Annotated in this window: 18 protein-coding genes; 5 read left to right on the forward strand and 13 right to left on the reverse strand. The window is 40.4% G+C overall.

The window, feature by feature from the left end; genetic code table 11:
* Positions 1 to 57: 57 nt before the first annotated feature.
* Complete coding sequence (locus tag CLV48_RS01255) at positions 58 to 390, reverse strand: L-rhamnose mutarotase (protein ID WP_106565422.1); 333 nt, start codon at positions 388 to 390, stop codon at positions 58 to 60.
* Between the two features lie 86 nt (positions 391 to 476).
* Between CLV48_RS01255 and CLV48_RS01260 the strand changes: the two genes are divergently transcribed.
* The 3 genes from CLV48_RS01260 to galE all read left to right on the forward strand — a co-directional run bounded on the left by CLV48_RS01260 (position 477) and on the right by galE (position 7959).
* Positions 477 to 3641 carry a PKD domain-containing protein gene (locus tag CLV48_RS01260; RefSeq protein WP_245889448.1) on the forward strand — a complete coding sequence of 1055 codons (3165 nt, stop codon included), beginning with the start codon at positions 477 to 479 and terminating at the stop codon, positions 3639 to 3641.
* A gap of 118 nt (positions 3642 to 3759) precedes the next feature.
* Positions 3760 to 6906 carry a T9SS type B sorting domain-containing protein gene (locus tag CLV48_RS01265; protein WP_106565424.1) on the forward strand — a complete coding sequence of 1049 codons (3147 nt, stop codon included), beginning with the start codon at positions 3760 to 3762 and terminating at the stop codon, positions 6904 to 6906.
* 33 nt (positions 6907 to 6939) lie between these two features.
* Positions 6940 to 7959 carry a UDP-glucose 4-epimerase GalE gene (galE, locus tag CLV48_RS01270; protein ID WP_106565425.1) on the forward strand — a complete coding sequence of 340 codons (1020 nt, stop codon included), beginning with the start codon at positions 6940 to 6942 and terminating at the stop codon, positions 7957 to 7959.
* Here the strand turns inward: galE and CLV48_RS01275 are convergent.
* From CLV48_RS01275 to CLV48_RS01330, 12 genes are all read right to left on the reverse strand, one after another.
* A complete protein-coding gene (locus tag CLV48_RS01275; RefSeq protein WP_106565426.1) occupies positions 7913 to 9592 on the reverse strand; it encodes a glycoside hydrolase family 99-like domain-containing protein in 1680 nt (559 codons plus the stop codon). The genes galE and CLV48_RS01275 overlap by 47 nt on opposite strands.
* A gap of 101 nt (positions 9593 to 9693) precedes the next feature.
* Positions 9694 to 10662, reverse strand: coding sequence for a transketolase family protein (locus CLV48_RS01280; protein WP_106565427.1), 969 nt, complete (start codon positions 10660 to 10662; stop codon positions 9694 to 9696).
* Position 10663: 1 nt separating this feature from the next.
* On the reverse strand, positions 10664 to 11515 hold the full coding sequence (locus CLV48_RS01285; protein ID WP_106565428.1) for a transketolase: 852 nt from the start codon (positions 11513 to 11515) through the stop codon (positions 10664 to 10666).
* 10 nt (positions 11516 to 11525) lie between these two features.
* Positions 11526 to 11975, reverse strand: coding sequence for a thioredoxin-dependent thiol peroxidase (gene bcp, locus CLV48_RS01290; protein WP_106565429.1), 450 nt, complete (start codon positions 11973 to 11975; stop codon positions 11526 to 11528).
* Between the two features lie 26 nt (positions 11976 to 12001).
* Positions 12002 to 13846 carry a M23 family metallopeptidase gene (locus CLV48_RS01295; RefSeq protein WP_106565430.1) on the reverse strand — a complete coding sequence of 615 codons (1845 nt, stop codon included), beginning with the start codon at positions 13844 to 13846 and terminating at the stop codon, positions 12002 to 12004.
* Positions 13833 to 14444 carry a fumarylacetoacetate hydrolase family protein gene (locus CLV48_RS01300; protein WP_106565431.1) on the reverse strand — a complete coding sequence of 204 codons (612 nt, stop codon included), beginning with the start codon at positions 14442 to 14444 and terminating at the stop codon, positions 13833 to 13835. Before CLV48_RS01300 ends, CLV48_RS01295 begins: the two co-directional genes overlap by 14 nt.
* 41 nt (positions 14445 to 14485) lie before the next feature.
* The gene (locus tag CLV48_RS01305) at positions 14486 to 14932 is read right to left on the reverse strand and encodes a molybdenum cofactor biosynthesis protein MoaE (RefSeq protein ID WP_106565432.1); all 447 of its coding nucleotides are present in this window, start codon (positions 14930 to 14932) and stop codon (positions 14486 to 14488) included.
* 5 nt (positions 14933 to 14937) lie between these two features.
* Complete coding sequence (locus CLV48_RS01310; protein WP_106565433.1) at positions 14938 to 16020, reverse strand: HesA/MoeB/ThiF family protein; 1083 nt, start codon at positions 16018 to 16020, stop codon at positions 14938 to 14940.
* Position 16021: 1 nt separating this feature from the next.
* Positions 16022 to 16297: a MoaD/ThiS family protein gene (locus tag CLV48_RS01315; RefSeq protein WP_245889449.1), complete on the reverse strand. Its 276-nt coding sequence runs from the start codon at positions 16295 to 16297 to the stop codon at positions 16022 to 16024.
* A gap of 64 nt (positions 16298 to 16361) precedes the next feature.
* Entirely contained in the window at positions 16362 to 17096 is a 735-nt protein-coding gene (locus CLV48_RS01320) for a sulfite exporter TauE/SafE family protein (RefSeq protein WP_106565435.1), read from the reverse strand.
* Between the two features lie 60 nt (positions 17097 to 17156).
* Positions 17157 to 18137, reverse strand: coding sequence for a GTP 3',8-cyclase MoaA (moaA, locus tag CLV48_RS01325; protein WP_106565436.1), 981 nt, complete (start codon positions 18135 to 18137; stop codon positions 17157 to 17159).
* 193 nt (positions 18138 to 18330) lie between these two features.
* Positions 18331 to 20814: a S9 family peptidase gene (locus CLV48_RS01330; protein WP_106565437.1), complete on the reverse strand. Its 2484-nt coding sequence runs from the start codon at positions 20812 to 20814 to the stop codon at positions 18331 to 18333.
* A 287-nt stretch (positions 20815 to 21101) separates the two neighbouring features.
* Here CLV48_RS01330 and CLV48_RS01335 point away from each other — a divergent pair, with 287 nt between their 5' ends.
* Together CLV48_RS01335 and CLV48_RS01340 are read left to right on the forward strand one after the other, a co-directional pair.
* Positions 21102 to 22712, forward strand: a complete 1611-nt coding sequence (locus tag CLV48_RS01335) for a DUF7133 domain-containing protein (RefSeq protein ID WP_106565438.1) — start codon at positions 21102 to 21104, stop codon at positions 22710 to 22712.
* A gap of 109 nt (positions 22713 to 22821) precedes the next feature.
* Entirely contained in the window at positions 22822 to 24306 is a 1485-nt protein-coding gene (locus CLV48_RS01340) for a S10 family peptidase (protein ID WP_106565439.1), read from the forward strand.
* Positions 24307 to 24351 lie beyond the last annotated feature (45 nt).

A 24351-nucleotide genomic window follows, 5' to 3' on the forward strand; every position in this document is an offset into this window, starting at 1 on the left:
TTTTTAATCGATTAATTTTAAATCACTGATAATCAGGCTTATATTTTCTTCCTTCTTTTATTTTTCTGTATGGAATATTCTTTTCATCAATTGCCATTTTTCACCGGATTTTGAACCAGGTAAGGCCTGTTGATAGGTGGACATTAAATTTTCCCATTGCTGTACTATCGGGCTATTGGCATCTATTTCATTTTTCCTTTCGAAAGAAAAGGAAGCATCTGTATCCATGATCAAAAACAGGCGGTTTTCCCATCGGAAAATTTCCATGGATAGGATTCCTGCTTCTTTGAAGCTGTCCAAAATTTCAGGCCAAACAGCTTGGTGGTGCTTCTCATATTCTTCGATAAGATTTGGATCATTTTTCAAATCCAGTGCTAAACAATATCTCATAAACTAAAATATTTGCGCAATAATTGGACTTTAGTGTAATTTTTAAAACATTTTTCAAAATAGGTTTTTATATTGAATAGTTAACCTTGCCTGATTTATTCATGCCTGAAAATTTTACTCGGTACTTCTTTTTCCTTTTCTTCCTTTTCCTGGGTCAGGCAAATAACAGTTTCGCCCAGCTCTCTACGGTAGGAAGGGAATTCTGGCTGGGATTTATGGAGAATAACCGGGTACAGAATTTTAATAACCCTGCCAACTCAGCTTTGGATTTTGGGATTGTTTTGATTACAGCTGCAGAACCTGCTATTGGGGTTATTCAATATGGCGGAAGGCAGGTTAACTTTAACTTACAGCAGGGAGAGCAGTTTTTTTATAAAATTACAGACCAGGATATGCTTCACCGGAGTACAGGCATTGTGGAGAGTAAAGGTGTATATGTACAATCCAGTGGGAATGTTTCAGTTTACGCTTTTAATGAACGTGCCAGGTCGGCAGATGGAACAGTAGTTTTGCCGATACCTTCATTGGGAAAGGATTATTTTGTAGTGTCACACTTTGAAACCATGACAGCTCCCACAGGTCTTCCTTATTTCCCGAATGTTAACGATGAAAGTTTGTTTTTAATAGTAGGAGTGGAAGACAATACACGCATTGAAGTCGTGCCCTCAGCATTTACTTTAAATGGAAATGCTGCAAACACACCATTTTATATCAACTTGAATGCAGGGCAATCCTATCAGGTAAAGGCAAAAGCTGATCTTACCGGTTCTAGGGTTCGTGTAGTCGGGGATAATATTGATGATTGTAAAAATATCGCAGTTTTTGGAGGGAATAAATGGACCAGCGTAGGTAATTGTGGGGGGGCTAATGATCACCTGTTTCAACAACTCTATCCTACAAAAACATGGGGGACAGATTACCTGCATATTTCTTTAGCAGGTAGGACATCTGGAGAACTTGTTAAAGTAATGGCATCTGAAAATAATACCCAAGTGATGGTTGATGGTCAACTTGTTGGCTCAATTGATGCTGGTAAATTCTTGACATTTGATTTTGAATCAGATGTTGTAAAGAGAATACAGTCAGATAAGCCTTCCTCGGTCACAGTCTTTTCCAAAAGCCAGGAATGCAATAAGCCTGGTTCCCCTTTATTTCAGGATGGAGATCCCTTTATGATCAGTTATAGTCCAACTCAACAGCTTCTTAGGTCCGTAACTTTCAATGCCATCCAATTACCTGTGGTGACTGCCCATTATGTAAATATAATTGTCAAAACAACTTCTACCGGAACTACAAGGCTTGATGGACAGAACATAGGTAATCGATTTACGCCTTTTCCCCAACAGGCTGAGTTTTCCTATGCCAGAATTCCAATCAATCAGGGAGTTCATAGCCTTTCCAACCCAGATGGCTTTATTGCTTATGTTTATGGATTTGGGGACGTGGAATCCTATGGTTATGCGGCAGGAGCTAGTTTAGATAATCTTAACTTCGAAGTTGAACCACTTTATGAATTTGATATTGAGGGGGATAAAGTAGCATGCTTAAATCAAAATGCTAAGTGGCAAATTTTTCCAGAGAATGAAATCTTCACTTATTTTCTTTGGGATTTTGGGGATGGAACTGGGCTGAAAGAGGGAAAAGAGGTAGAGCATATTTTTACTCAAAAAGGGGAATATGAGGTAAAGGTCATTGCTTCTGTTAGCCAAACGAGCTGTGACCTTCAGGAAGAAGTAGTCTTCAAGGTAGAAGTGACTGATGTTGGAGGAGAGATCATTGGCCCCACTTCAGTTTGTCCAGATGTGGAAGAAATAACCTATAATTTTAAATCTTCAGATACATTCCAAAAGGTGGACTGGCGACAAGTAGGAGGTGAGGTCATTGCTAAGGACGATAAACAAGGTTCCATTACGATTCGATGGGGAGAGGCCAATCCCAATGCAGCAATATATGCTATACCCTATACTACAGAAGGCTGCCCATTGGAAGAGATTGAGCTCCGAGTTATTATCAATCCAGTAATTCAATCAATCATACCTCAGGGGCAAAAACAGGTCTGCTTTGAACCTGAAGGAGAATATGAATACACAGTTTCCAATGCAATGAATTTCAGGGCTTATGAATGGTTTGTAGAAAATGGGACTTTCATAGGGGATTCTGAAGGATCAAAAGTAAAAATTAAATGGGATTCCCCTGGTGTGACAGGAAGGGTTTGGTACAAAGAATACAGCCTGATTGATGAATCCTGTGAAGGGGAATCACCAAGATTGGAAGTCACCGTCAATCAGGCATTTATTATGCAAAGCCCGGAAAAAACAGATGTTTCCTGTTATGGCGGAAATGATGGTCAAATTTTTTTAAACATCGAGGGGGGCGTCCTTCCTTACAAATTTGAGTGGAGTCATGATGCATCTTTGAATGCTCCCAGAGCCATTGGATTAAAAGCAGGGACATACAACGTAAAGGTAATTGATGGTTTTGGTTGTGAAATATTGGCTGAGGAGGTTGAAATCAGACAACCACAAACATTGCAAATTTCATCTATTGAGACTTTTGGTACCACATGTTTTGGAAAGGCAGATGGAAGAGCAGTGCTTTCAATCCAAGGAGGAACAGCACCTTATTTTATTAATTACCAAGATGCAATTTTTAATGAAAATTTAATTTTCTTGGAAAACTTGGAGGGGAAACAGTATTCACTTAAACTAAAAGATAGTAAAGGATGCTTTCTGAATTTGGAATTTGGGATTGATTCCCCTTTACCTGCACAATTGGAAATTACACAAACCCGCTCCAGTTGCCCCGGCCAGTCTAATGGTGAATTAATGGTCATTCCTTCCCTGGGCTTCACACCATTGCATTACCGTTGGGATTATGATGGTGGTCAGGGGCAATTACTTTCCGGTCTCCCCAAAGGAATATATCAGGTAATCGCAACCGATGCCAATGGATGTGAGGCTATCGGGACTTCTGAGGTTAGGGAAACTCCGCCGGTGGTTAGGATGCCTACTGGTTTCAAGTTAGGAGAAGATTTATTTATGGGGATATCAAATTGTGACCTCAGATTTAACCTTTCAATTTTCAGTAGGTGGGGCCAACTGGTCTATAACGGGATTGAAGGCTGGGACGGTAAAATCGATGGAGAAAATGCTCCAATGGGAACCTATTCGTATTTATTCCAATATAATTTTCTACTGGATGGAGAGGTAATAACAATGGAAAAAAGAGGTGTATTTACAATAATTCAGTGAGTTTATAACCTTTTGGTTAGACAAAAGCTTATTTAATATAATTGCTTTAGCCATTGGTTCTTAAATTCTCAAACTTGTAGAATTATTGTAAATTGTACTTGGTATTTTGATATTAAAAATGCGTCGGTCCAGTCAAATTATTTTAGGTTTCTTTTATTGGCTTTTGGCTTGGTGCCTTATTTCACCTGCCCATGCGCAACTCAGTACAATTGGTAGAGAGTTTTTTGTTGGCTTTATGGAAAACCATCGCGTAGTTCCCAATAGAATTGATCAGGCCACTATAATAATTTCTGCAGAAGAGGACGCCGATGGTTTCATCCAATATGTTAATAATACCATTAATTTTTCAATAAAAGCCGGGCAACAATTTGTTTATGATTTCCCACAAGACGGATTGGATATTATCCACAGAACTTCCAGAAGGGTGGAGAACAAATCTGTTTATATCCAATCCAATGGAAATATCTCTGTACATGCCTTCAATTTTAGAGAACGAAGTGCAGATGGAACAGTAGTACTTCCGCTTTCTTCAATAGGAAAAGATTACTGGGTTACTGCCCATTATGAGCAGTTTGCGCAAGGAACCAATCCAGGAAGCAACCAAAATTTTGAAAGTACTTTATTAATATTGGCAACAGAAGACGACACAAGAATTGAAATTTTGCTTTCTGCATTAAGTGTCGACCCCATACCTGTTCCTCCAGGTTCTACCTTGACTGTTGACCTAAAGAAAGGAGAAAGTTATCAGATCAAGGCTGTCGGTGACCTGACTGGTACTAGAGTGAGAGTAATTGGATCAACCGATGGGGATTGTAAAAATATAGCAGTTTTTGGTGGCAATAAAATGACCTCAATTGGCAGTGACTGCAATGATGCAACCACAGGGGATCACTTGTTCCAGCAGATTTACCCCACCTATTCCTGGGGTAGTGAGTATATACATATTCCTTTGGCCGGCCGGACTTCAGGTGAAATGGTCAAAGTGTTGGCCTCTGAAAACAACACCAAGGTATTTGTCAATGGTCAGGAAAGGGCTACATTAAATGCAGGCAGATTTACTACATTTTCTTTTGGAAAAGATGAATTGGCCAATATCACATCAAATAAACCCATAGCTGTCACAACTTTTGCAAAAAGTTATCGCTGTAATGAGCAACTTGGGCCTGGTGCTGGAGACGGGGATCCAACGATGATTACTTTAAGTCCAAATTCCCAACTTATCAAAAAGACCGTTTTTTCATCTGTAAAAGTGGTGGGTATAGTTGAACATTTTGTCAATATCATCACCCTATCTAGCGCTGCTGCTCAGACTATTTTGGATGGATTGAATATAGGTAACCAGTTTCTTCCTGTTCCAGGGAATACCGCATATGCTTATGCCAGGGTCAAATTGAGTGAAAGCAGCCATACCTTAACCAATCCGGTGGGAATAATTGCATATGCATATGGTTCCGGTTTTATTGAATCTTATGGTTATTCAGCCGGAGCCAGCCTCAATAACCTCAATTTTGAAACTGAAGTAGCCTATGATTTTGAAGTCATAGGGGATAAGGTGGCATGTTTAGGTGAAGTTGGCTCGTGGACAGTAATTCCAAGAGATCCTAAATTTGAAATATTTGAATGGACATTTGGTACTGGTGCTGAAGTAAAGGAAGGTCGTACTGTTGACCATTTGTTTGAAAAACCCGGAAAATATCAAATTAAAATCGTAGCCCTGACAGGTACCCGTAGCTGTGATCAGATTGAAGAAACCTTTTTCGAGGTTGAGGTTTTGGAGACCAAAGGGGAAATTACCGGGCCTGATACTGTCTGCCCCGACATTGATGAGGCATTATATGTTTTTGATAATGCAATCAATACCAAAAAGGTAATCTGGTTAATTGAAGGTGGTGAAATTATTCCGAAAGATGATTATTCCGTTAAGGTGAAATGGGGCAGTTTTAATCCAGATGCCAAAGTGATTGCAATCCCTTTAACAGAAGAAGGATGCCAGGGAAAACCCATTGAATACAAGGTAATCATCAATGAAGCAATTAACCCTGGCTTAGCCAAAGGTCAAAGTCAGATTTGTTTTGAACCGGGAGCTACCTATTCCTATCAAGTCAAAGATCAAGTTTCTAACAGACAATATAAATGGTTTGTAGAAGGAGGACAAATTTTATCCCAAGACAACAAAGAAACTGTTGAGGTTCAATGGGGAGGCATTGGAAGCACTGGAAGCATTTGGTATGAAGAATTCAGTGAAATCAATCCTTCCTGTGCCGGTATCTCTCAAAAATTACAGGTTTTTGTGAATCCTCCCTTAACTGTTTCAGTGGCTGAAATTACAAATTTTATCTGTCCGGGTTCTAATAATGGAAAAATCAAATTGGCTATTTCGGGGGGCACCGGGAATTATATCTATCAATGGTCTCATGACCCAAACTGGAATTTTGACTCTGCCGATGGGTTGGAGGCAGGAATATACGGACTAGTGATCAAAGATTCCGGAGGTTGTACAATCACCTTGGATTCATTGGAAATTAAGAATTCAGAACCAATGCAGCTTTTAGGGATGCCAAATGTTAGAAACGCAGGATGTTTTGACAGCAAAGACGGAGAAATTTATTTTAGGATTGGAGGTGGATTTGGCAATTTTAGGACAGATATGGAGAATGCCCTCGTCTTGGGAAAAGATATTCAAATTTTAGGATTGGAAAGAGGGGATTATTTGGTTACAGTTTATGATGAAAGCGGATGTTCTCTAAAAATCCCCTTTACCATTGAATCACCACCTGCGTTGGTTGTGGACTTTGAAATAGTAAATTTCGCATGTTCTGGTTTACCCAACGGGATTTTGGATGCAATACCATCAGGTGGGGTGCTCCCATACAGCATTAGCTGGGCTTGGGACGGTTCTAATAATCCCAGGCTAATCGATGTTCCATCTGGATTTTACCCGATTTCTGTGACTGATGCCAATGGATGTCAGACGCAAGGTCTTGGTCAAATGAAGGAAGGGGTGCCCCAGTTACGCATGCCAACAGGTTTTAAACCATCAGATGGCTTCTTTTTGGGTGTGAGTAACTGTGAAGTGGAATTCAAATTGTTCATCTATGATAAATGGGGTGAATTGATTTATCAAGGTAACCAAGGTTGGGACGGCACATTAAAAGGTCAGGAAGCTCCTTTGGGTTCATATTCCTATATGATTGAGTACATTTTTAGAAAAGATGGGCAAATCCAATCCAAACAACAGCGTGGGGTATTTACATTAATCCGTTAAATACCTTATTATTGTGCTTTAATTATTTAAAACATGAGGCAAATTTTGATTACGGGTGGAGCTGGTTATATAGGTTCCCATACCGCAGTATCATTAGTAAACGCTGGTTTTGAGCCGGTTATCGTTGATAATTTTTCAAATTCAGACCAATCTGTACTTAGTGGATTAAAACGGATTTTGGGCCAGGATCTACTTTGCTATGAAGGAGATTGCAATGATAGGGCACTGATGGAAAAGATTTTTCAAGAGAATAACTTTGAAGGAGTAATCCATTTTGCAGCCTATAAGGCGGTGGGTGAGAGTACAAAATTTCCTTTGAAATATTATAATAATAATCTTAACTCACTGATTATCCTTCTCGAGACAATGTCCAGTTTCGGTGTAAAGGACTTGGTTTTTTCATCCAGTTGTACGGTATATGGTCAGCCAGATGAATTGCCAGTAAAGGAAAGCACTCCTAGAAAAGAGGCAGAAAGTCCTTATGGAAATACCAAAAAAATCTGTGAGGATATGCTCAGGGACTACATCAAAAGCGGAGTGAATTCAAGGATTATTTCTTTGCGCTACTTCAACCCAGTCGGTGCGCATCCAAGTGGGGAAATTGGCGAATTACCTTTAGGGGTTCCCAATAACCTGGTGCCTTTTATAACTCAAACTGCAGCAGGAATAAGGGAAAAACTCACTGTATTTGGAAATGATTACAATACACCTGATGGAAGTTGTGTAAGGGATTATATCCATGTGATGGATTTGGCAAATGCCCATGTTAAGGCCCTTGAATACCTTTTTAAGCAAGGAGAAAATTTTTATGACCTGTTTAATGTGGGAACAGGAAATGGCAATACAGTACTTGAAGTAATCCAAACCTTTGAAAAAGTAAGTGGAAGCTCTTTGAATTATCATATAGGTCCAAGAAGACCTGGGGACATAGAAAAGGTATGGGCAAACACAGACAAAATCAATAATGTACTTGGATGGCAGGCCATTTATAGCCTTGAAGATTCTCTTAGGGATTCTTGGAACTGGCAACAGAAACTAGGGGAGAAGGGTTAAAACCCATTCTCCTTTCCAAAAAAACCTCCTTGATGGCTTCCAGATAAGAAAATCCATGTCCTTCAGTAGGTTCAATATGATTTCCTTCCAAATATTCATTCCAGCAGCATATCATGATGGTGCTTCCATTACTCGATTGATATTTTTCAGATAGCTTTTTGGCATCTTCCAATTTTGCTTTGAATGTAGCTTTATTGCTGTGCACCCTATCTTTTTCGGGTTCAGATGGGAATCCAGTTGTCTGTGGCCAAGTGCCACCTGCAGGTCTATAATCCCAACCCATAGCCACAGGAACCTGATATTCAAAATTGGGATCATTTTTGTAGAATTCACTCCATCTGTTCCAGTGACTTTGGTAGGTTCGTCTCATATCATTGAAGCTCCTGTTTTCTAGTGATAAAAAGTTGTGATATACATAAGCAGTAAGTCCTTCGAATCCCATTCCTTTGAGCCTTGGGACATAATTTTGGAAAAGCAAGCGGTTGACATATTGCCCACCCCTCCAAATTTCCTTTGAATTATTTGCACGCCATTGCGTTGGCATACCGTACTGCCTTTCACGTGGTAACATGGCCCCGGAGGCTACTGCAATAAATTTAATTCCCTTAAGGCCATTTCTTACTGCAATTACTTTTGACCTGTCAAGTAATTCCCGCATAGTAATCCCATAAAATGCAGCCCTTGATTCTGTATCCTGGGGAAAATAAATATATACAATGGGCCTGCCGTCTTCGGACTTGAGGTAGTCACTTCTCTTAAAGTATTTGTCTATCCACAACTGGGTAATTTTTTCATGAACTTTAAGATAAAGTGCTTTATCCGGTTTTTCTCCCTCATAATTTCTACCTGCACTTATACTTTCCGGAGATCCTATATCGATCCATAATCTCCATCGGTCATCGCTGTCATCGCACCAGTTGATGGCCCATTTCATTTGTTTTTCTGGAGGCAGTTTTTCATTTTCCTGCAAAAGAACTGTCAATTGTTCATTCCACTCTTCCAATCCCGGAACTGCCACTCTTCCATCTCTATTAGGATCAATTTGCCAGCCTTCAGGATAATAGAGAGTAGATTGAGGGCCAAAATAGCGGTGATAATAATAATGTCTTCCAAAAAACCAATTATAGGCAAAAAAGTCTATGCCATAGCTTTTCATATACTCCAACTGCTTTCTGGCTACTTGAGGGTCATCTCTTTTATAAAATCCTCCTAAGCTAGGATGCGGCTTCCTATCCAAAAAAGGACCCTCATAAGGATATCGGTTATCATAAACTCTACCTCTTGGTCCCCAAACCGCAGTATTTTTAATACTGGAACAATCTTCTAATCCCATGAGGCAAGACCAAAAGCTGTCAATATCCCTATTCGGGTCAGGGGATGTGTTCCAGGAAGGCATAAAATATACACCAACCAACTGATCTTTGATTGTATTATCGTTGGTCTGTCTTGCAGCTATTACTTCTGTTTCAATATCAGTAATTTTAATTTCTTCTTCAGCTTTATTATTTGGATCTGTAGGCAATTCTACTATTCTCTCCTTTGAAGATTGTATTTTACTGGACTTTTCTTCACAAGCTAAAGGGTCAAGAATAAAAATCAGGAAAAGTATCAAAGGGGGAGAAAATAGCTTCATGACTGATTATTTTTTTGTGAAACAAAAAGGAACGAAGATCAAATATAAAAAAACCGTGATGGAATATCCACCACGGCCTTGTAAATTATTTGAAAGATCAATTACTTTCTAGCGATTGCTTTCTTGGCAGCCTTCACAATATTTTCAGCATTGAGGCCGTATTTTTCCAATAACTGCGTTGGGGTACCAGATTCACCAAAGGAATCATTAACACCAATATATTCCAAAGGAGCCGGATAATTCCTTGCCAAAACCTGGGCGATGCTATCCCCAAGTCCTCCATTCACCTGGTGTTCTTCTGCGGAAACGGCACAACCTGTTTTTTGAACAGAATTCAGAATTGCTTCCTCATCCAAAGGTTTGATAGTGTGGATGTTGATCACTTCGGCAGATATACCTTCTTCCCTAAGCATTGCTTCTGCCACAACAGCTTCCCACACCAAGTGACCGTTTGCAAAGATGGTTACATCTTTACCCTCGATCATCTTTACAGCTTTGCCAATTTCAAATTTCTGGTCAGCAGGGGTAAATACTGGCCAACTTGGGCGGCCAAATCTCAAATAAGCTGGTCCAACATGGTCTACAAGTGCCAAGGTAGCTGCTTTGGTTTGATTGTAATCACATGGCACAATCACAGTCATATGTGGCAACATTTTCATCATGCCCACATCTTCCAGGATCTGGTGGGTAGCACCATCTTCTCCCAGAGTAAGTCCGGCATGCGATGCACAGATTTTTACATTTTTATCAGAATAGGCCACAGATTGACGGATCTGATCATAGACCCTTCCAGTGGAGAAGTTGGCAAAAGTACCTGTAAAAGGAATTTTACCTCCAATAGTCATCCCTGCAGCCAATCCGATCATATTGGCTTCGGCAATACCTACCTGAAAAAATCTTTCAGGGAATTCTTTCTCAAAAGCACCCATTTTCAGGGAACCGATTAAGTCAGCACATAGCCCCACTACATTGGGATTTTTTCTGCCTGCTTCCAATAAACCATCTCCGAAACCAGAACGGGTGTCTTTTTTTTCTGTGTATGTGAATTTTAAGTCCAAGGTTTTTTCCATCTTAATAGTCTCCTAATGTTTCTTCTAATTGTCCCAACGCATTTGCTAACTGCTCATCGTTCGGAGCCACTCCATGCCACTTATGTGTACCTACCATGAAGTCTACTCCGTATCCCATTTCTGTATAAAGAAGAATTAAGACAGGTTTACCTTTTCCGGTAAGGTCTTTAGCTTTTGACAATCCGTCCAAAACTGCTTCCATATCATTGCCTTTTTGGATATCGATCACCTCCCAGCCGAAAGCCTCATATTTGGCTCTCAGGTTTTTCAGGTCCATTACCTTTGCGGTAGGACCATCTATCTGCTGTCCATTGTAATCTATCGCTGCTATCAGGTTGTCCACTTTGTGGTGGGCAGCATACATGGCTGCTTCCCATACCTGACCTTCTTGTTGTTCCCCATCACCCATCATCACATAGACAAGTTTATTGTCCTGATTCAATTTCTTGACCTGGGCAGCACCGATAGCCACGGAGAGGCCCTGACCAAGGGAACCTGAGGCAATTCTTATTCCTGGTAGTCCTTCATGGGTGGCAGGATGTCCCTGCAGCCTGGAGTTGATTTTACGGAAAGTACCCAATTCATCTGTGCTGAAGTACCCGGTTCTTGCCAATACACTGTACCAAAGGGCCGATACGTGTCCATTGGATAAAAAGAACAAATCTTCGCCTTTAGCATCCATTTCGAATTTATTGTTGTGTTCCATTTCTTTGAAAAACAGGGCCACAAAATATTCCGTCAGGCCTAAAGCTGCGCCGGGGTGTCCTGATTGGACAGCATGAACCATCCTAAGGCAATCCCTTCTTACTTGAGAACAGATTTTTTTGAGTTGATCGATTGATTGATTTTCCATTGGATTGGAATTATTTGAGAATTTGATTTGTGTGCGCTTTGGTATCAACTTTTTCAATGATTTCTTCCAAATTTCCATTTTCATCAATGATGAAGGTAGTTCGGGCAGTGCCCATGTATTTCCTTCCGTACATGGATTTTTCTACCCAGGTACCATATGCTTCATGAACTTTGTGGTCCACATCGGCAATGAGTGAAAATGGAAGATTTTGTTTTTCAATGAATTTTTGGTGGGATTTCTCCGAGTCAGAGCTTACGCCAAGTACTACATAGCCTGCTTTTTGTAAGGCTTCGTAATTGTCCCTTAAATTACATGCCTGTGCCGTACATCCCGGTGTATTGTCTTTGGGGTAAAAATAGAGAACAACTTTTTTGCCTCTGAAATCACTTAATTTAATAGAATTCCCGTTTTGGTCTTTGGATTCAAAATCCGGTGCTGCTTTACCTAATTCTAATGACATTTTTTTTTAAATTTAAGGTGGATAAATTATCTAATGGTAGTGCTATACCGGGCTTCATTTCCGGCCATATCACGTACTTTCAATAAAACTTCTCCTTTGAAAGGTTGTTTATCCAACTTCTCTGACCAGATCAAATTTGACTTGTGCTCATAGCGCATCAGTACCCATTTGCCATCAACCCAAGCCTCAAAATCCCTAATTCCTGATTTTTCATCCTTGATTACAAAGCGAATTTCCTCGGAATTCACCCTTGTAGGCTGAATACTGGGAGGCACCCTGTCTTCATCGAGTACAAAAGTACCAAAATTTCTGGTTTTGAAACGGATATCTCCTGATTCCCAATCACCACCAACAAAAGTTTTTCGTCCATTAGCTGCTTGAAAATAGACATGAGTGTAATTCTGGTCACCTGAATAGCTTGGGTTTTTCCAAACTACTTCCATATTGGACTGCAAATACTCGTTTGGACTATTGATACTGATTGCATATTCCTTATGATCAACCCTCAAGAATAGATCATCCAACAAGGTGTTTTCCCAAAACTGGATTTCAATATGATTGTTGGCAAAATATAACTCCTCATTGAAAGGTATTTTCTTTATGACTTTTGGAATAACTAACTCTGTACAAATATCCAATGAATCAGGAATCCCGTAATTCATGTCCCATAAATAGGTCCTAACGCCACCTGAAGAGTATGCCGGAGGTAAATCCATCACGAAACCATTAACAAAAACTTTTGCCACAGAACCAAAATAGGAAGGGCCTGCTTCTAAGACCATCACTTCCCTTTCATACCTAATATTTGTCTTCTGGTGTAATGTTTTGCTAGCTGTTTCAAGAAATAGGGGAGATTCCTCACCTTCTACCTGGAATTCCAAGGCCCTGCTGTTTCCAAAGTAATCTTTCATCATTACCCGAAATTGTTTTTTCTCTCCGGAAAGGGCAGAAACTGCTCCTGATTGCAGAGAATCAGGTTCGTAAATCTTCAAAGGATTGTTTGGATGAAGGTAAAGTCTTGTAAAGCGGTTTTGGTAGGTATGGGTAAGAAAAAAACGCCCTTTTTCAAAATCTACATGGTTAATGTCCACCCGGAAAACAGGCTTTTGGTCTTCCAATAATTCATAAACGGCTACACCAAAAATATTGCTCACATCATCCATTCGGTCAATGGCATAGACTTCAACTCCGACTTTCCCACTGATTTTAATGGGGGATTTCAATACATATCGGTTGCCCTCTAATACAGGGGTAAATTCCTGTCTTTGAAACTTTCCGTTTACTCTGGAATCCAAATCCATTGGTCTTAATGCCACCCTGAAAAGAACAGGGGCTGAATTATCCACTATTTCCTTGAACCTAAACTGAAAAGGATCAATGGCCCTTTCAAGGGAATCCCTGATTTCGAAGTGCAGATGAGGACCTCCAGAACTTCCGGTATTTCCACCATTACCGATTATTTCGCCTCTTTTAATTGGGATTATGCCGGCTTCAGGAAACAATTCAAGCTCATTTTTTTGTGCTTTATAAATTTCCTGCTTTAAATATTGATGGATTTTGGGAGAGAAATTGCGGAGGTGGGCATAAACAGAAGATTGGCCATTGGGATGTTTGATATAAACCACATTGCCATAGCCATAAGTGGAAAGCTTGACGCGGTATACATATCCATCTGCAATGGATAAGATAGGTTCTCCATCTACACCTCCGATTTTCACATCTATCCCGGAATGGAAATGATTTGGCCTTATTTCAGAAAAATTTCCGGCCAATAAATTCCTTTGTCCGGGCTTGACTGGAAAAAGATATTCCTGGGCAAATAAGGTAATGGGGAAAAGAAGAAATAGCAGGAAGAGCTTATTTGACTTCAAAATCCAATAGTTTTTTATCTCCGATAAATCCTTCCAAACGATCCCCTATACTGACTTTTCCCACTCCTGCTGGCGTTCCCGTAAAAATCAGATCGCCTTTCTTCAAAGTAAAAAACTTAGACACATATTCAATGATGGTTCCAAAATCGAAGAGCATCATGGAAGTATTGCCTTTTTGTCTTAATTCCCCATTGATCAAAAGGTGGAAATCAATGTTTTTAAAGTCATTAAATGTATCCGTTGGCAGGAATTCGCCAACTGGTGCCGAACCGTTAAATGCTTTTGCAATTTCCCAAGGCAGCCCTTTTGATTTACACTTGTCCTGTAGGTCCCTTGCAGTAAAGTCGATCCCTAAACCAATTTCATCAAAATACCTGCTTGCAAACTGTTTTTGGATATATTTTCCTTCTTTACAAACTTTAAGCACCAGTTCCACTTCATGGTGGATATTCTGGGAAAAATCAGGGTGATAAAAAGCTGCACCATTTTTTAAAATTGCTGTGTCGGGCTTTAAAAACACAACAGGTTCACTTGGGCGCTCGTTTTTAAGTTCTTCAATATGTTCGGCATAATTCCTGCCAATGGCTATAATTTTCATATTATTAATGATCGTTCCTAAGTCACAAAGAAAATCAATTTTTACTGGTTTTCCTTCCAGACAGCTTTTTCATTATCCACCAATTCTTGGCCCCAAACTGGTAATTCTTTTTTGATTCTTTCTACCAGTTCCTCACAACTTTCAATTGCAGCTTTGCGGTGTTTGGAGGAGGTAAATACAAATAGGCAGATTTCCCCAACTTTGACTTCACCCAAACTGTGATAAATGTGCATGCATGTGAGTGGGTACTTGGCAAAAATTTCTTCTCTGATTTCAAATGCCTTTTCCAATGCCATTTCTTCATAGGCGCTATAGGCAATAGCCCTGACTTTGCCTCCTTCTTTTTCATCGGCTCGGACTTGACCTAGGAAAATGCTATGCCCCCCAATATCTGTTTTGCTACTGTGATTGGCAATGGACTGCGCAATTTTCTCGGGAGAGATTGGGCCTTCTACGAATATATTCTTGGGTTTTCGCTGCTTTTCCATGGATTTTAATTTAATGGTGATTCAGGAGATTCAATACCTCCCAGAATAGAATAAATATTTTTCCCTATAAACTTCTTTTTTAAATCCCTTGCCATTCGCAGACTCCTTATTCCTGATTGGCAAAAGAGGAAAATCGACTCTGCCTTTTCTATCTCTGATGAAATCTCATAGGAGTTTGAAACAGGCATGCTGAAGTATTTGTATCCTAAAAGTTTTGGGGTTTCATGTGGTTCTCTTACATCAATAAGTATATGTTGTGGATTGTTTTTCAATTCCCGAAGTGCGTCGTTCCAACTTACACCTTCTTCTGCATCACAGAAGAAGGCATAATTCCTGGAAGCAAGTTCTTCTGGACTCTCGGGGATCAAAGACATTGTATTTTCATTTTTGCTCAATTCAATCTGATAGGTTTGCTGGGTCAGAAGGTTATAATAAAGCATTTTATCGACCAAGTTATTACCATAACCTGTCAGAAATTTGATGGTCTCTGCCGCCTGAATGGTACCTATAATACCAGGGAGAACACCCAGAACTCCTGTTTCACTGCAATTCGGAATATCATTTTCTTTTGGGGGCTCAGGATAAAGGTCCCGGTAGTTGATCGCATATTTATAGGCATTGAAAATCGCTACTTGTCCTTCATTTTGATATATGGCCGCAAAAACCAGCGGTTTGCCCAAAAGCACACAGGTATCATTGACCAGATACCTTGTGGCGAAATTATCTGAACCGTCCACTATTATATCATATTGGCTGATCCAAGAAACAGCATTTGATGGGCTAATGAACTCAGGAATAGTATGGATCTGAATATCGCTGTATTTGGATTTAAGGTAATGGGCTGCTGCTTCTGCTTTGTTGATACCGATTTCTGCTTCTCCAAAAATTACCTGCCTATTCAGGTTACTTTCGGATACTGTATCCCCGTCCATGATGGCAATATTTCCTATGCCGGCTGCCGCCAGGTAAAGAATATTAGGACAGCCTAAGCCTCCCGCACCAATGACCAATACCTTGGCCTTTTTTAGTTTTGATTGTGCTTCAGGGCCAAAACCCGGTAAAATGACCTGTCTGGAAAATCTGCTCATATCAACCTCCGGAAAATGGGGGTAATAATGCAACTTCAGCTTCGTTGGGAATAGGGCTATCTCCTTTGACTTGCTTTCTGTTGACCGAAATGCTGAACTTGGTGTCCTTGATTTCCGGATATTGCTGAAACAAGTAACCTTTTAATACCTCTGTGCTGGGAATTCCCTCCAATTCCAACTCTGATGTTTTTAACTTTTCTGCTATCATGCCAAAAGCCAAAACTTTAAATTTATGCTCTACACTTCCCATACTGTTATCAAATTGCGGTTTGCTCAATCTGTTTTCTATTTCAATTTTATCAAACTAAAAGGAATAAACCAATTGTTTTTACATCAACGCATCAATCTAGGATTAATTTAACCGCAGCTACCAAAAGGACCAATGCCAATAATTTTTTGACCATAGGTGCCTGGAATTTGGAGGCTCCCCAATAACCGCCCAACCCACCGCCAATGATAGTCATTGGCATTACGATCCAAAGTTGAGGATCAATGGAAATAGAAAAACCACCTGCTCCCAAAAAACCACTCACAGAATTTACAAAAATGAACAGGGCAGAAATGGCCGCCGTTTCTTTGATATCAGCCCATCCAAGCAACAAAAGGATAGGGGATAAGATGATACCTCCACCTATTCCTATCAACCCGGAGACCAACCCGATTATCAATCCTAATAAACCAACCAGCCACCAATGCTTTTGGATTACAACCGACTTGGCTTTAGGAAGAACTTGGAAGAACTTTAGGATTGGGAAAATCAACAAAATTCCAAGGATTCTTTTGTACCAAAGTGTGTCTACCAATATGGTTCCGCCCAAGTATGCTGCAGGAACAGAAAAAGCTACCAACAAAAGAAAAAGCCGAAGGGGAAATACTGATGCCTTTCGGAATGACAGGAAAGCCAACATGGAGACAAACATGTTCATGATCAGTGCAGTTGGCCGGATCTGTTCGGGGGCAAAACCCATAAGCGCAAGAATCATTAAATAGGAACTCGCTCCACCATGGCCAACTGAAGCATATAAAAAAGCAATCGTAGGAAGTAAAAGGTAAAGGATTAAGTCATTGAATTCCATTAAAATATAAGGTGATTTTTAAAGATTTGATTCAATATTTAATATTGTTTTGGAAATGGATCAGCCCCCGATTTTTATCATGCTACGGTTTTCAATTTCCTCTGCTTTGGTTTTTTGATATTCAGAAGTGAATTGACCTCCGAGAATGGCATGTTTACGCTTCACAGAAAGTTTGATGAGCGGTAAGATGTCTTTTCCCTGTCTCAAAGTCCCTAAAAGATCCATTTCTTCTTTCCCAAAAAGGCAGTTTTTCATTTTACCATCAGCTGTAATTCTCAATCGGTTACAATCCCCGCAAAAATGCTCACTCATAGTGGTAATGAAGGCAAAGGTTCCCTCATGTCCAGGTACTTTATATTTCTTTGCAGTAGCATGGGGTTCATCCCTGAGTTTGACCACCTCAAATTTATCTTTGACCATTTCCAGCATCTGACTGGCAGTAATCACCTTGTCCACTTTCCAGTGGTTGCCTGCAAAAGGCATAAATTCAATGAATCTCACATGTAGTGGATATTTTTTGGTCAAAGCCACAAAATCCAGGATTTCATTTTCTATGATGCCATTCAAAGCCACAGCATTGATTTTAATTCGGAAGCCTTCTTGGAGCAACAAAAGAATATTGGTCCAAACCTGATCAAATTGATCCCTTTTCGTCAATTTATAAAAAGTGTTCCTGTTCAAAGAGTCCAAACTTACATTGAGAGTGCGCATCCCCACTTCCTTCATCAATGCTATATGTTTGTGTACCAAAATGCCATTGGTAGTCATGGTCAATTCAGTAGGGTATCTGGAAAGTTTTTTTAGGATTTCGGGAAATTCTTTCCTCACCAAAGGTTCACCACCCGTTAACCTGATTTTCTTTATCCCTTGATCCACAAAAATCCCTGCAATTTGGTCAATTTCTTCAGTGGACATTAATCTGGAGTGGGGGAGAACTTCTATTTCTTCATTGGGCATGCAATAAGCACAACGGAAATTACAACTGTCTGTCAGGGATATCCTGAGATAGTCATGGATTCTGTTGTGTTGGTCTTTTAGCATGTCCGGGATTATTGTTTACTTGAATATTGCAAATATCGGGTAATTTCTCCGGTATTTTTGAACAGTGTTGGGATTTTCAAAATTAAAGGATTTTTGAACACTTATATTTCATAATTAAAAGGGTCTTGAAAAAAAGAAGCTGTCCCCAAATTAGAAGACAGCATCTGTAATTTTTATAACTCAATTTATAAGGCTATCGGGTCTGGGGTTTTTCCCTTTGTATTTCCATCATATCCACAGGCTGAGGGGAATTGTCACCCAACAAGTGCTGGACAAAATAGTCCCCCATTCTCCAAAAGAAGTATTCGGTCATATCTCCAAATCCATGTCTTTGGCTTGGAAGAATGATGAAGTCAAAACGCTTGTTGGCTTTGATCAAAGCATTGGCCATGCGGATGGTATTGGCAGGATGCACATTATTGTCCACGTCTCCTGTTACCAAAAGCAACCTTCCTTTGAGGTTTTTGGCGATGTCCGGATTCTTTTCGATCTGGTAAACAAAAGTAGTATCTCCTTTAGGGCTGATGACTTCTTTTACTCCATGGTGTTTCTCTGACCACCAGCGGTTGTAGATGTTGTTTTCATGGTTTCCTGCTGAAGAAACGGCCACTTTAAAGAAATCAGGATAGACCAACATCGCTGCAGTGGACATAAAACCACCACCGGAATGGCCATGGATTCCCACCTTGGATTTATCGATAAAGGAATGCCTGTCGGCCAACTGTTCCACAGTTGCTTTTTTGTCTGCCAGGCCATAATCTCTTAGGTTTCCATAGCCATAATTATGGTACCATTTCGAACGGGCAGGATGGCCGCCTCTATTGCCTATGGTCACCACCACAAAACCGAACTGCGCCAATCGGTCAATCCTGTCCATTGCCCTGCCAAAAGATTTATTTACGGCTTCGGTCTGAGGTCCGGGATAGACATATTGAATGATCGGGTATTTTTTGGTGCTGTCAAAGTCAAAAGGAAGGTACATTACTCCATAGAGATCTGTGATGCCATCATCTGCTTTTACTTTGTAGGGTTGCGGGAATTTGTATCCTGCGGCAAAAAGCGAACCCAGATCTGCCGTTTCCAGGTCCATCACTTTTCTTCCCATATTGTCAAACAGGGCAGAGGCAGGAACAGTGTTGACCCTACTGAAGTTATTGACAAAGAAAGTGGCTTTGTCATTCATGGAAACTTCATGATTGAAATCCCCGGGATTGAGCAATGTGATGGGGCCGCCATTCAAGCTTACTTTATATAAGTGTAGGTAGTAAGGGTCTTCCCCTTTTTCTTTTCCATTGGCAGTGAAATACAAGACCCTGGTTTTTTCATCTACCCTTTCAATGTTTTCTGAATGGAATGGACCTGAGGTAAGCTGTCTTTTAAGCTGCCCATTGGTGCCATAGAGGTAATAATGTCCCCATCCATCCCTTTCTGACCAATGGATCATTTCGGTTCCATTATTGATGATTTCAGGTTTTTGGATATCGATGTAAGTATTGCTTCTCTCTTCTACGATGACCTCTTTCTTGCCTTCTTTGATATTCCAGCGACCGATATCAATACGCTTTAAATCTCTGGAAGTAATGGAGAAATAGAAGAAGTTGTTATCTCCCAACCATTTTAACGGTTTGAAGTCATCATCTCTATTGGAAGCCGGGATACTTTCAGACCAAAGTCCAATGGTCTGGTCTTTGAAAGTGGCCACTTCCAATTTGGAAAGTTTGTTGGAATCAAAGGAATAGTGGTAAAGCTCAGCAGTTGGCTGCTCTTTTTCTCCCGGCATGGCATACTTATAGGTTTCCAAAGTCGGTCTTGGATCTCTGGTGTTATGGATTACCCAAAGGTCTTTTACCTTTCTGGAGTCGGAGCGGGTTAATACAAACTGCTTGGAGTCCTGGGACCAGAGCACATTGGCTCTTTTTCTTTTGTCTTTATTTTTTTCCTCTTCTTCGTTGTCTTCACCCCGGCCCCAACCTCCGTAGGAGTAGTCTTTTTCACCATCTGTTGTCATTTGATATTCTACGATGGTGCTGTCCTTTTCATCCTTTACCGCTTTAAGGAAGTTTTCCTTGTCCATCCAATAGAGGTTATCATATTTCGCAAATACCACCTTGGAAGAATCGGGAGAGATATTGGCCCAGGACAACCTTTTGGCTTCTTCTTCAGGGTCCTTGATTTCTGTGAGGGTCTGGGTGTTTAAATTGTAGCGGAAAACAAAGGTTTTCTTTTCCAATGAGTCCTTGGCGCTCCTGTTTTTTGCTTTGATTTCTTCCCAGTCTTTTTTAAGAACGTCTTGGGTGCTTTTTACCTTGAATTCGATGGTGTTTTCATCTTCCAGAAATTTGAGATTGGAAATATCCAGATGTTGTCCATCAAAAGGATCTTTGACTACTTTGGTGATTTCTGCTGCCAAGCGGTCATTGTCGAAAAGTTTGGCCTTGGTTTTGGTGGCAGGGTTGACGATGTACCAGTTTTTGCCTTCAGTGGTTTCGTATTCATACCAGAATCGGTCTGATTTTTTCAGCCAATGGGCATCTACCGAAGTGCTGAAAATCATCTTTTTCAGTTTGTCGGGGGAAAACCGCGCAGCGAGTTCATAATTTCCTTTGGTTGGGACTTCCTGGGCAATTAGACTTCCCAAGCTCATCCAGCAAATAAGTAAGAGGTAAACTTTCTTCATAACTCAAAATTATATTGGTCCCGAAACTATCATTTTGATCCTTTAAAGGGCAACCGTTTGTGGAAATATGTCAAAACTTATTGTGAAATTCTGGAATTTTTGGTGGGTTAATCTCGAATGAACTTTTTTGAATTAAAGTGGTTTTTGGAGTCATAAATTTTTAAATTGACAAAATATGACAATTAAAATTTTAAGATAACTGATAAAAGTTGTCTAAAATTTTATGGGTAAGGTTTGTCCTTTTAGTTGTGTAAAGAGATTGTTGATATCCCCAAAAGCTATTTCCAATGAAAACCAACCCAAGTTTGATTTACTCTAAACTATGTTTACTACCACTGCTATCAATCCTTTTGTTGGCCTGTGCCAATCCGAAAAAAGAAAAAGATACAGTATTATATCAGGAGATTTTCCCTGTTTATGGACCTTACCGCGTCATAGCCCTTCCCATAAATAAAGGAGTTAAGGTGCTTAATCCTGTTTTTATTACCTCTGGTCCCGATGGAAAAATTTTTGCTTCAAACCAGACCGGAGAAATTTATAGTTTAGTAGATTCAGATGGAGATGGATTGGAAGATGAGGCATCGCTGTATTTCGATGTATCAGACTTGGGATTGAGGTCCCCGAGTTCAATTATTTTTAAAGGTGACACAGCATTTGTGGGGACAAGTCAATTGATTCTTGGGTTATTAGATAGGAATAAGGATGGAAAAGCAGATAGTAGTTGGGTGGTTTTTGATCAGATTCCATTTAGCCATCATCCCTATGAATGGACAACAGGTTTATGTTTTGGGGAAGATGGAAAATTGTATTTCAATCTTACAACTGATTCCTGGAATGATGGGGCTTCTCCTGACCCAAGAGGACTGAGAGGGAGTATCTTGAGGGTTACCACAGACGGCAAAAACTTTGAGCAGTTGGCCACAGGAATCCGGTCTGTTCCAAGCATGGCCTTTCATTCCTCAGGCAATCTGTTTTTTGTGGACAATGAAGGTGGTGGCAATCCAAGTGAGGAGTTGAACATACTGCAAGCGGGTGCTTTTTATGGGCATAATCCTAGAAAATATAACAATCCTAAACAATCTACAGGACCAGCATTTTCCTTAAAAACCGAACTTGCGCCTTCCGGCATTGTATTCAATTCCAGTTCAAATGATTTTGGAGGAACTTCTGGTGATTTATTTGTAGCTTTTTATGGTCCAGGTGAAAGATGGAACAGGGGCGGGGTAGGAAGGGTTAGGATTACTCATCTAGAGGATGGAGACCTTCAATTTGAAGAATTTCCAGTAGTGGATATTCCCAAACTATCTTCTTTGACTTTTTCTGAAAAGGGAGAATTGTACCTTGCCCAGCACGGAGTTTCCGATTACTGGTATAATCCAACTCAGCAAAAATCAGGAGGTTTTTACAAATTGGTTTTAGATCCAGCAATAAGTTATTTGACAGAAAAGCCACATGTTAACCAAACGGAGGATTTTAAATCTGATAATTTATTACTTGGAAAACAGCTTTATGCAGAATTGGCTTGTTTGGCTTGCCATTCCACAAATGGAGAAATGGAGTTATTAGGTCCAAATCTCAAAGACATTGGGATAAAATTGACAAGAGCGGAAATTTTGGATGAAATCAGTTATCCGTCCAACATTATCAAACCAAGTATGGTAGGGGTAAAAGTTTTTAAAAAAGATGGTCAGATTTTATTGGGAAGGCCTGTGAGCATTGATGCTGATACAATTGCATTGATGCTTATAGGGAACTATGTAGTAAGCATTCCCCGGTTGGAAATCCAAAAGACCGAAAATCTCGAAAAATCCTTAATGTATGAAGGCTTACTGACAGGTTTGAAAGACGAAGAAATCCAGGCTCTTTTGGATTACCTTATTCATCTGAGCAATGATTGATGGGTTAAGGTTTTTCCCATTTATCATGCGCAAAGATGCTCTTAAATAAATACCGATTATTCCTGTTTCGAATGGATTAAATTCGGTTTCGAATATGCAAATGATCACTATGAGAAAAAACTTACTTACTTTATTCATTTTGGCTTTCAGCATCCTGATGGTTCAGGCGCAGGAAACCAGAGAAATCAAGGTTGAATCAGCATCGGTTACCAATGGTTCAGTCACCATCAAAGGCAACCGCGTTCCTTATAAAGCCACTGCAGGCACCATGCCGGTATGGAATGGGGACGGCAAAGCTGTCGCTACTTTATTTTATACCTATTATGAAAGGACAGATGTGACAGATAAAAGTACCCGTCCATTGGTTTTTTCCTTTAACGGAGGACCTGGTTCAGGCTCCCTTTGGATGCACCTGGCCTATACAGGTCCTTATGTGCTGAACATCGATGATGAAGGTTATCCTTTGCAGCCCTATGGTGTGAAGCAAAACCCTCATTCTATTTTGGATGTTGCCGATATCGTTTACATCGATCCGGTGAACACGGGTTACTCCAGAATAGTGGATAAAGAAACCCCGAGATCTACCTTTTTTGGTATCAACTCTGATGTGAAGTATCTGGCTGATTGGGTGAAATCCTTTGTAACAAGACAGAACAGATGGCAATCTCCTAAATATTTGATCGGAGAAAGCTATGGAACCACGAGGGTTTCCGGTTTGGCATACGAACTCCAAAATTCCCACTGGATGTACCTGAATGGGGTTATTTTGGTATCTCCAACAGGTCTGGGCCTTGACAGAAGTGGTCCTGTGGCCAAGGCCAATTACCTTCCTTATTATGCAGCTACTGCCTGGTACCACAAAGTACTACCAGCAGACCTTCAGGGCAAGGATTTGGATGCCATCCTCCCTGAAGTGGAAAAATATACTTTGGAAACTGTATTGCCTGCAATAGCCAAAGGTGGTGCATTGGACCCGGCAGAGAGAAAGGCCATTGCCAAAAAGATGGCTTATTATTCAGGAATCAGCGAAGACGTTTTCCTTCAGCATGCCCTTGCTGTTCCTACCAGTTTCTTCTGGAAAGAATTGATGCGTGATAAGGGATTGACTGTTGGTAGATTGGACAGCCGATACAGGGGCATTGACCAGACAGATGCAGGTGATAGATATGATTATGATCCTGCCTTGACCGCCTGGAACCATGCTTTCTCTCCAGCGATGAATTACTATGCCAAAAACATCCTGAAGTACGAGACTGACCTGACTTATTACTTATTCGGTCCTGTACATCCATGGGACAGAAGTAATGACAATACAGGCAACCAATTGGCACAGGCCATGTTGCAAAACCCTTACCTGCATGTGATGACCCAGTCCGGGTATTTTGATGGTGGCACAGACTATTTCAATGCCAAATACAACATGTGGCAGATGGACCCTGCTGGCAAATTGCAGGACAGGATGAGCTTCAAAGGTTACAGAAGCGGTCACATGATGTACCTAAGAGCAGAAGACCTGGCCAACTCCAACGAAGATGTGAGGCAGTTTATCCTTAAGACCATACCAGCTAAGGATAAGCCGGCGAAGTACTGGTAAAAGTGAGGCGAGAGATTAGACACAAGACACAAGACTCAAGACACA

Source organism: Cecembia rubra, assembly GCF_003014575.1.
GTDB classification, from domain to species: domain Bacteria; phylum Bacteroidota; class Bacteroidia; order Cytophagales; family Cyclobacteriaceae; genus Cecembia_A; species Cecembia_A rubra.